Source organism: Mucilaginibacter terrae (genome assembly GCF_042679325.1).
GTDB lineage: Bacteria > Bacteroidota > Bacteroidia > Sphingobacteriales > Sphingobacteriaceae > Mucilaginibacter > Mucilaginibacter terrae.
Window position 1 is genome coordinate 1 of the sequence record NZ_JBHTMJ010000002.1, and the last position, 9280, is coordinate 9280.

Sequence of the window (9280 nt, forward strand, 5' to 3'; positions counted from 1 at the left end):
TGTACTCCGTTTTATGGCCAGCCTGTTTGTGGGTGATGAGTATGAAGAGGAAGGTGGCATTACCAGTAATTACCCTACCAATACCTGGATAGGTGAGGGCCCTTATGCAGGCGGGCAGCCTGGGGGTAACGCCCCGGTAAACACCCAGGTTGGTGGAGGCAGCCCAAACAACTTACCACCTTACGGAGGTGTAGAATTATGGGTAAGCAGGCCGGTAGTAGTATCGGGACCGGGTTGCGGCATAACACCCGGCAACGGCGACCCGGCCTACATCGACTCGGGCGAAGACGGCGGGGGCACGGGCTGTGACCCTGATATGGGCAGCTGGGAAAGCACACGGGTAAGCGACGATATTATTACCGCTAACCTGATACGGGAGCTATACATCCCCGACCTGAACAAACAGGCCTTTTTGTTTGAGCATATTGATATTGTGGCCGAACTGTATGATTACCTGCTAACACACGGCAGCACACCCGAAAACAAGGAATTCTTAAACTGGGCGGTGGATTATTTGTATCAGAACCAGACGGTTGATTTTAATTTGTTCACAAAACAATTTTTGAATGCACCCTACGGCCCGGTTATTACCACCCCGGTAGATAACTATGTTGCTACCGACCCCGAAAGCGGTCAAAGCTTCACTTATGGGCAGGTAAGAGGAATATTTGAAAACACAGCAGGTTTAATAGATGCCGTAGAAGCTGATGACGACCTACCTTTATCACCCACGGATCCTGCTTACGGACTTATAAAAGGGATAGAATTTGTGAATGAATATCACGCTTTATCCATTATACACCCAGAATGGAATAAAGCCAAGCAAATGTCAGTGGCATTATGGAACGTACTCAAAGGTGATCTACATTTCACATTGGATTTAGTAGGGTTGTTACCAGTTGCTGGTGAGGCGGCCGACCTCATTAACGGCGCCATTTACTTTGTGGAAGGAAACCGTATCAACTGTGCTTTGAGCGTAGCTTCTGCCTTACCTGTAGTAGGATGGGTATCTACCGGCGGTAAATGGATAAAACGGGCGGTAACTGCTGTGCCGCTTTCCAGCATACCTATTGGAGCGCAAGCTTTCCGAGCCATTAAAACGGCAAAAGGTGCAGTAAAGTTTGTTAAAACTGCGGTTAGCACGTTTTCACATTCGGCCCTGCATACCTTAAAAGCTGTTAAGCCGGGCGATAATACGCTCACCAATTTAGGGATGATAGTAGTAAACCAGCTGTCGCACCGCATTAAACCTGTAGCAGCAAGCCTCAAAAACAAGGTGGACGATATTGTGCTGCACGGCGATAACCTGGGTAATAAAACTGAGGACTTGGCCGATGAGCTATTTCATAGCGAAGGCTTTGCAAAGCATCCTTCTCAATTTGGCTCTAATAACGGGTTCGACGGGGTGTATATTAAAACCGATGCATCAGGTAATGTGCAGGAGATCATCATTAATGAGGCCAAGCAGGTGGGCACTCAAGGGAATATTAAATTGTTACCAACAGCAATCAAAGGGCCGCAAATGAGTGAACGATGGATAAATGCGACTATAGTCGAAATGCAGAATAATGCAAGTAATCCGGCTATTCAGAGCCTCGGAAATCTTATTGATGCTAATCGTGCTAAAGTTATTAAAACCATTACCGCTGTTGACAGGGTAAATGCTGAAATTGTTATCATAAAATTAAGTGATTATTTATAATGAATAAAGTTGAACATCTACAAATTATATATGCTAATCGCAGTAATGATGAAGATAATGTTAGAGAAAGAATTAAAGATGTTAAGAATAAGCACTTCTTCCTACCAAGTTTAGAGGGTACAAACTCTGTATATGGTTTATATGCAGTATACATTCAACAGGATATAAAGAGAGCGAAATTGTGCTTTTTCAGAGTTTCTACTGTTGCCTTATACATGAGTGAAAAATATGGAAGTAGGATAATGGATGCAGGTATTTACCCAATAAGCTATGCCTTGCTATCAGATGACAAAAAAATTATACAACATTACAGCACGTTAAAAAATCCGATAAACCATGTAAATAGTATCGGTTTTCAATTACCTAATGCCATACAACATATCTTACAGGGCAACCAAGAAAAGCTGGCAGAGAATATTCGCAACCTCGAGCGCTTTGTAAAATTACCCCGCTATAAGGCCTATGCATCTACGGTTGAGGTGTTTAGAGGGTTTTACAATAAAGATGCGGAGGAGATAGAAGCAGGGTTACAGGAACTATTGAAAACACATAAAAAGCGCAATACCGATCCACTCATCAGTCGCTTTATGTCTTTAGATACGGCGGGTTTGTGTAAGTTGGCCTGGCTACAGGGTTATGAAATTGATCTGCAAGACGAATTAGTTCCCCAAGCCTTAATGCCGGTTCAGCCGCTGGATAAGTATGAGAGTTATGATTTTTTAATCTGATTCATATATAAGGGATTCCCCCCGCTACCGCAAGAGTCTCCCTTGTTGATAAGCGTTAGATAGGTGGTCTTAGAAGTGCCCATTTGCAAACCAAACAACTGGTTAAGCCACAAGGGAAACCCTTGCGGTAGCGGGGGGTATCACTATCGGCATGCCAACTCGCTATAGGGCATCCTGTTATAGTGGGAGTTGACTGTGCTCCCGGAGGAAACAGATCAGATGGTTCAACGAACCATTTCATTGTAATAGTAGGGTCAGGGGCTGATGTTAACGGAAAATTCTTTAGGTTATTTGATAGTTCAACAAGCAATGTAAACAAAAGTGCAAGCGATAAAAATAAATTACTCTTTTCAGCAAAGCAAGGACCAGAGCTTACTGTAAAGAACCTTTTAAAATGGTACAAGATTAATCAGCGAATGCTGAAAATATTCGTGTGATTGATGGAACTCCAGGCGATACCATTAAGAGCTATCGCTTCGATTCAACGCAAGTAAACAGATACATAAACGAATTCAGGAAAACGGGTATAGATTACTGGCTGGGTTGGGTGAGTATGGGAAAATGGAATTTTGAGCGTTTTGGGGAGTAAATAACTCTACTCCCTTCTACAGCCTGTGCTCGGCATTACCACCGCTCTCGTGTACTAACAGTAAATTTAGATTAAAGTTCTGAAAATCACAAGCGGATGCTTGCACCAGAGAGGAGTAAAATTTAATCCCGGTGCCTAACCACATTTTTACTGTCTCCGGCCTCCCGCCCACTGTTGCAAAAAGCTTAACTTTCCTATCCTATATCCTTTAGCAAAGGCGAAACTTCCGTACCCAACAATTCGATTGCTTGCATCAGTTTATGATGCGGCAGGTTGGCATTATCCATTTGGAAGGTTACCCGGTTAATGCCACCCAGTGCCTCGCTATGCTTGGTTATTTTTTGAGCCACTTCACTGGGGCTGCCAATAAGTAAGGCACCGGTTGGCCCGGCCAGGGCATTGAACTGCGCGCGGGTAACCGGCGGCCAGCCTCGCTCGCGCCCTATCCGGGTAAAGGCTTCGGCATAACCCGGATAGTACTCTTCGTGTGCTTGCTGCGTAGAAGGAGCTACGTAACCCAATGAATGCAAACCAACCTGTAGTTTTTCGGGCGCATGGCCCGCACGCCTTCCCGCTTCGCGGTAAAGGTCAATCAGCGGGCGAAAACGATGTGTTTCGCCGCCAATAATAGCCACCATAAGCGGCAGCCCCAGCATGCCGGCACGGGCAAACGATTCGGGTGTACCGCCAACCCCAAGCCAAATAGGTATTGGTGTTTGTACCGGTCTTGGATAAATAGCTTGATTGGTTAATGCCGGCCTGAATTTGCCTGTCCAGGTCACAGTTTCCTGTTCGCGTATGTGTAGCAGCAGATCCAGTTTTTCGGTGAACAGCTGATCATAATCCTGCAGTTTTAACCCAAATAACGGGAACGATTCGGTGAACGAACCACGGCCAACCACCATTTCGGCACGGCCCTTTGAAATGAGGTCTAACGTAGCAAAGCTTTGAAAAACGCGCACCGGATCGGCTGCACTAAGTACCGTTACCGCGCTGGTTAAAACAATACGGCTGGTACGTGCCGCAGCGGCAGCCAAAATAATAGCAGGGGCCGAATCCAGAAACTCTTTGCGGTAATGTTCTCCAATGCCAAACACATCCAGCCCCACCTTATCGGCATGTTCTATCCGGTCTAAAAGCTGGCTCAACAAATCCATACTGCTTATAGCAATATTTGTACCTATGTCAAATGACGATGCTGCAAAACTATCTATCCCAACTTGCATAAATTCCTTTTTTTAAATGAGGGTTATTATGTTGCAAAGTACGCTTTAATAAAATTGGCTGCATTTGATATATGTTAAGAAACAGCATTTAATAAGGCTGTTTGAATTGTAGCTTTTAATTAATAAAGCTCCTGCGCACTCATGTGCCAATACCATATTGTTTCAATTAAAGCATTTTTATGTTTTTTGAAATTACTTAGCAACTTTTAGCTGTATTAGGATTACTATCCATAATTGTATTATAATTATTATAAAAATTAAATTATTTCATTATTTTTAGCTAAAGCTTGCGTATATTGCACCAGTTAAAGGAATTATTTACAACTTTAATACACGTTACTATGAAAGCACTATCAACAAATGACTTAGGTCGCCAGGATTTTGAGCCTAAAGGACGTAATGATAACTATTATTTAGCAGCCATGTTATTTATGGCGGTTTTGCTTTTAGCATTTGCTTATTACGATCAGATCATCTCTGGAATTACATTATAAATTACTTCCCAAACATCTTTTGGGTTTATTATCAATGCATGTTCCACGTTGGTATCAACTGTGTTTGTGCATTTCTTTTTAAAGCATCAGGTTTTCACCTACCCTCTTATTTTTAACATTAGTATTAATAGGTTATATAATAAAAGGGTACATTCAATAGTTGAACTTTTACTTCTATTTTAGAAAAAATATTTCCTTAAATATTTGCGCAGTATGCATTAGTTTGCTTACTTTGTAAAAAAAAGTACTTTTAAGTGGAAGAAAGTAAAATACACGCAGACCTGGCCTCCATTCGCAGTATGATGGAGCGCTCGTCGAGATTTATATCGTTGAGCGGCCTATCGGGCGTTATGGCTGGTATATATGCACTCATGGGCGCAGCATTAGCCTACAAAATTATATATATACCGGGTGCCAAATATTCGCTTAACCTTGCCGCTAAAGGAGGTAATCCATTTTTGCAAATGGAATTATGGGAAGAAGTATTGTTTTCGCCTACTATAATACAATTGGTTGTGGTTGCGTTTGCCGTATTATTCGCATCAATTGTTACGGGTTATGCCCTTACCAGGCGCAAGGCTAAAAAACAGGGACAAGCACTTTGGGGTACCACCAGCAAGGCCTTACTTTTTCAAATGGCAACCCCGCTAATAACCGGCGGACTACTTATTTTATTGTTGTTAAGCCGGGGATACCTGGGCATTGTATCGCCTGCCTGTTTAGCATTTTATGGTTTAGCTTTGGTTGGGGCCAGTGCTTATACTTATACCGACGTAAGATACCTGGGCATTTGTGAAATTGCACTGGCCTTAATGGCGGCGGCTTTCCCCGGGTATGGTTTAATGTTTTGGGCTGTAGGTTTTGGTGTGCTGCATATTGTTTACGGCACTTTAATGCACTTGAAGTACGACCGGTGAAAGTTGATTTTAGCAAGTTAGACAAGGCCTTTGAAAACCGGGTAAGGCTGCAAATTATGAGCGTACTCATGGTAAACGAAAACTACGACTTTACCTCATTGAAAGAGCTGCTGGATATTACCGACGGCAACCTGGCCAGTAACCTTAAAGCATTAGAGAAGGAAGAATACATTATCATACACAAAAGCTTTGTAGGCCGTAAACCTAATACCAATTACCAGGCATCGCTTAAAGGAAAAAAGGCTTTTCAGGATCATTTAAATGCGCTGGAGCAGTTAATAAAACAACAAAAAATATAGTATTAATACCATTATTTTTTTATCCAAATACTTTCAAAATAAAAGTACTTTTAAAATTAATATAAAATGGAAAGCAATCAACAACCTTCAACTAATTGGGTACGCGAGTCGGTTTTATTAAAAATGCTCATCATTGTGGTAATAGCACTGGTGCTGCTTATCCCGTCGTCGTGGATACAAGGGCTTATACAAGAGCGCTCGGCCCGGCAGCAGGAAATCATTGAAGACGTGTCGGACAAGTGGTCGGGCAGCCAGCTGGTTCAGGGGCCGGTATTGGTAATTCCGTATAAAAAGCAGATAACCCAAAAAGACACGGCGAATAAAATTACGGTGAAAGAATATACCGAAACGCTGTACCTGCTTCCCGAAAACCTGATCATTAAAGCAAATATTAATACCGAAACACTGCACCGGGGCATTTTTGATGTGGGCGTTTACAATGCCGGCCTGAGCATTACCGGTAATTTTAACCGCGCCGACCTGGCCAAGCTGCAAATAGATAGCAGTAACATGATGCTGGATAAAGCCCGGCTGGTTTTTGGCATAAGCGATTTAAAAGGCCTTAAAGCAAATCCGGTTATAAAAGTACAAAACCAATTGCTTACGGTTGAACCGGTGCTTAACGGCAGCAACCTGCTTGATAACGGCCTACAGGCTGCCATTAACCTTAATAAAAACACCAGTAGCAATATTCCATTCAGCTTTAAGCTGGATTTAAAGGGTAGCCAGTCCATCAACTTTTTACATACTGGTAAAACCACCCAGGTAGAGGTAAGCGGTAACTGGCCAAGCCCTAAATTTGAAGGACGCTCCTTGCCCGATTATCGGCATATTGATGCCAAAGGCTTTATTGCCAAATGGCGCATGTTATATTTAAACCGACCGTTTCCGCAGCAATGGGCCGCAAACGATACGTTACTTAATAGCCTGAAAAACACAAAAGATGCCTTATTCGGTGTAGAACTGCATATACAGGTTGATGATTATCAAAAAACCACACGTACCAGTAAATATGCCATCCTAATCATCCTGCTCACCTTTGTATCGTTATTTTTAACTGAGGTTATTCAAAAGCGCAAAATTCATATTTTCAATTATGCGCTTATTGGGGCAGCTATGATCGTGTTTTACACGCTATTGCTTTCTCTTTCCGAACATTTGGGTTACAACATAGCATACCTGATAGCTGCCGTGGCCACCATAGCCTTAATAGCATGGTTTACAGCTTCGTTACTGGCTAATACCAAAGCGGCTACCTTTTTCGCTGCCATCCTCACCCTGTTTTATGTTTTCATATTTGTTATTATTCAGCTGGAAGACATGGCCCTGCTGGTAGGCAGTATAGCACTGTTCGTTATTGTATCGGTATTGATGTATTTCTCCAAGAAGATCAGCTGGGAGTAGTTGAGCCACATTATGGAGCAGTGTTTAATACGCTGCTCCTTTTTTAACCTAACAAGCATATGGAAGAATCGCAAATTAAACCGCAAAACTGGTGGCTGCATCAACGCATAAAGTTCAATAGAGGCCTGCTTATTGGCGGCATGGTAACCTTTGTGATCTATACGCTTTACAGTTCCCGTTTTTTTGATGCAATGGAGTTTAACAGCATGTTGAACTTTATGATGGTACAGGTTATTATTTACTTTTTTTACATGATAATGGCTAACGTGTTTTACACCGCTGGTTGGCTGGCCGATGTGCTGCTGAATACCAGCAACAGCCAGCGTTTCAGAAACACGGTTTTTAACTATGGTTACTGGTTTGCCGTATGCTTACCTATTGCCGTCATTTTAGTATTCGTCACTTTTATGTCTGTTAACGTATGATCAAACATATTTACGCCTTGCGCCTGTGCATTCATTTGCTTTACGATTATTTTAAAATACGAAGATGGAAACGACAGCATCGTAGAGCTACAGGGCAATCATAACTGCCTCCTGCCGAAAGCTGTAGAAGCCTGCTTTTATAAGCAGCCCTAACAGTCTGATTAGCAGCTACTGTATTATAAAATTACAATGTTGCTCATAATTAACGCCGTAGCCCCTTTACTTTCTGCCACCAGCTTTGCTGCAACAATGCTTGCTTTGTTCAGGTATTCGGCATCGGTAATTAACTTACCGGCAATTTCTTGTAGTTGCGCGGCATTACTAATGGCAAAACCTCCGTGTAAAGCTACCAGGTCGCGAGCTTCTTTAAAGCGAGTATAATTAGGGCCGAAAATAACCGGCAAACCAAAAGCCGCAGCCTCCAGCGTGTTGTGAATACCTGCGCCGAAACCTCCGCCAATATAAGCCACCTGGCCATATTGGTACAAAGAAGAAAGCATGCCAATATTATCGATAATTAAAATTTGACAGCTAGAGAGCGGGGTACGGAGCGCGGGGATCTGAGAGAAGCGTACCACTTTACCGGTTGGCAACAGGCTCATCAATTTGTTTAGTTTCTCTTCAGAAATTTCATGCGGTGCAAAAATAAATTTCCAGTTGGGGTATTGTACCGTCATCGGAGCAATCAATTCCTCATCGGCAGGCCACGAACTACCTGCAATAAAAACAGGCCGGTTGTTCTTAAATTCGGCAATAACAGGTAATGCTTTAGGCTGTTGCGTATTGGCATAAACTCTGTCGAAACGGGTATCGCCACTTACCTGCACGTTATTGATATGGATGGTCGACAGCAGCTGTTTCGAGGCTTCATCCTGAACAAAAAAGCGGGTGACTTTACTTAATATTTCGCGGTGCAGGCTGCCATACCATCTAAAAAATATTTGCTTGGGCCTAAATATAGCCGATATTATATAAAGCGGTATTTGCTGCTTATGCAGTTCGTTAAAGTAATGATACCAGTATTCGTACTTGGTAAATATGGCAGCAACAGGTTTTATAGTTTCAATAAATTGTTGCGCGTTTTGGGCCGTATCTAAAGGTAAATAATAAACGGCATCGGCCAGTGAAGTGTTTTTGCGGATCTCAAAACCCGATGGAGAGAAGAAGGTAATAACTATTTTGTGATGAGGATACAGCGCTTTTACAGCTTCTAAAACAGGCCTTCCTTGCTCAAATTCGCCCAATGAAGCAAAGTGAAACCACACACTTTTGGGCATAGATGTAACCTGTTGCCCCTTTCTTCCGTTTAACCATAATTTGGCCTTAATATTAAATACAGATGTAATTATTGCAATGAAATAATAAACTTTAATACCAATATTATATATTATAAGCATTTAAAATGAAATTCTTATATTCGTCGGGTATAAAAGTAAATAAATAGAACAACAAAACATTGAATCTTTATGAAGATAGCAGTAGTAGGTACTGGATAT

10 protein-coding genes are annotated in these 9280 nt (G+C 42.2%); 8 read left to right on the forward strand and 2 right to left on the reverse strand.

Annotated features, from left to right (window positions below; all coding sequences use genetic code 11):
• The 3 genes from ACFQ3S_RS01955 to ACFQ3S_RS01965 form a co-directional block, all read left to right on the forward strand.
• On the forward strand, positions 1-1702 hold a 1702-nt coding region (locus ACFQ3S_RS01955; RefSeq protein WP_377160662.1), incomplete at its 5' end, for a hypothetical protein.
• The gene (locus ACFQ3S_RS01960) at positions 1702-2430 is read left to right on the forward strand and encodes an immunity 49 family protein (RefSeq protein ID WP_377160665.1); all 729 of its coding nucleotides are present in this window, start codon (positions 1702-1704) and stop codon (positions 2428-2430) included. The genes ACFQ3S_RS01955 and ACFQ3S_RS01960, both read left to right, overlap by 1 nt.
• Positions 2431-2863: 433 nt before the next feature.
• Positions 2864-3019 (forward strand): hypothetical protein, encoded by a 156-nt coding sequence (locus ACFQ3S_RS01965; RefSeq protein ID WP_377160668.1) that lies wholly within the window; start codon positions 2864-2866, stop codon positions 3017-3019.
• A gap of 194 nt (positions 3020-3213) precedes the next feature.
• Here ACFQ3S_RS01965 and ACFQ3S_RS01970 read toward each other — a convergent pair whose 3' ends face one another.
• On the reverse strand, positions 3214-4245 hold the full coding sequence (locus ACFQ3S_RS01970; protein ID WP_377160671.1) for an LLM class flavin-dependent oxidoreductase: 1032 nt from the start codon (positions 4243-4245) through the stop codon (positions 3214-3216).
• Positions 4246-4586: 341 nt separating this feature from the next.
• Here ACFQ3S_RS01970 and ACFQ3S_RS01975 point away from each other — a divergent pair, with 341 nt between their 5' ends.
• From ACFQ3S_RS01975 to ACFQ3S_RS01995, 5 genes are all read left to right on the forward strand, one after another.
• Positions 4587-4739 (forward strand): hypothetical protein, encoded by a 153-nt coding sequence (locus ACFQ3S_RS01975; RefSeq protein WP_377160673.1) that lies wholly within the window; start codon positions 4587-4589, stop codon positions 4737-4739.
• A gap of 254 nt (positions 4740-4993) precedes the next feature.
• Complete coding sequence (locus ACFQ3S_RS01980; RefSeq protein ID WP_377160676.1) at positions 4994-5656, forward strand: hypothetical protein; 663 nt, start codon at positions 4994-4996, stop codon at positions 5654-5656.
• Positions 5653-5955 (forward strand): winged helix-turn-helix domain-containing protein, encoded by a 303-nt coding sequence (locus ACFQ3S_RS01985; RefSeq protein ID WP_377160678.1) that lies wholly within the window; start codon positions 5653-5655, stop codon positions 5953-5955. The genes ACFQ3S_RS01980 and ACFQ3S_RS01985 overlap by 4 nt, the downstream gene beginning before the upstream one ends.
• A 66-nt stretch (positions 5956-6021) precedes the next feature.
• Positions 6022-7359, forward strand: coding sequence for a cell envelope integrity protein CreD (gene creD, locus ACFQ3S_RS01990; protein WP_377160681.1), 1338 nt, complete (start codon positions 6022-6024; stop codon positions 7357-7359).
• A gap of 59 nt (positions 7360-7418) precedes the next feature.
• Positions 7419-7784 carry a hypothetical protein gene (locus ACFQ3S_RS01995; protein WP_377160684.1) on the forward strand — a complete coding sequence of 122 codons (366 nt, stop codon included), beginning with the start codon at positions 7419-7421 and terminating at the stop codon, positions 7782-7784.
• Between the two features lie 176 nt (positions 7785-7960).
• Here the strand turns inward: ACFQ3S_RS01995 and ACFQ3S_RS02000 are convergent, their stop codons facing one another.
• Positions 7961-9061 (reverse strand): 3-deoxy-D-manno-octulosonic acid transferase, encoded by a 1101-nt coding sequence (locus ACFQ3S_RS02000; RefSeq protein WP_377160686.1) that lies wholly within the window; start codon positions 9059-9061, stop codon positions 7961-7963.
• Positions 9062-9280: the final 219 nt, after the last annotated feature.

What these genes read in the sequence shown, in the direction of transcription:
- creD (WP_377160681.1), top strand. Translation starts at nt 6,022, where the DNA reads ATGGAAAGCAATCAACAACCTTCAACTAATTGGGTACGCGAGTCGGTT.
- ACFQ3S_RS01960 (WP_377160665.1), top strand. Translation starts at nt 1,702, where the DNA reads ATGAATAAAGTTGAACATCTACAAATTATATATGCTAATCGCAGTAAT.
- ACFQ3S_RS01995 (WP_377160684.1), top strand. Translation starts at nt 7,419, where the DNA reads ATGGAAGAATCGCAAATTAAACCGCAAAACTGGTGGCTGCATCAACGC.
- ACFQ3S_RS02000 (WP_377160686.1), bottom strand. Translation starts at nt 9,061, where the DNA reads ATGCCCAAAAGTGTGTGGTTTCACTTTGCTTCATTGGGCGAATTTGAG.
- ACFQ3S_RS01970 (WP_377160671.1), bottom strand. Translation starts at nt 4,245, where the DNA reads ATGCAAGTTGGGATAGATAGTTTTGCAGCATCGTCATTTGACATAGGT.
- ACFQ3S_RS01975 (WP_377160673.1), top strand. Translation starts at nt 4,587, where the DNA reads ATGAAAGCACTATCAACAAATGACTTAGGTCGCCAGGATTTTGAGCCT.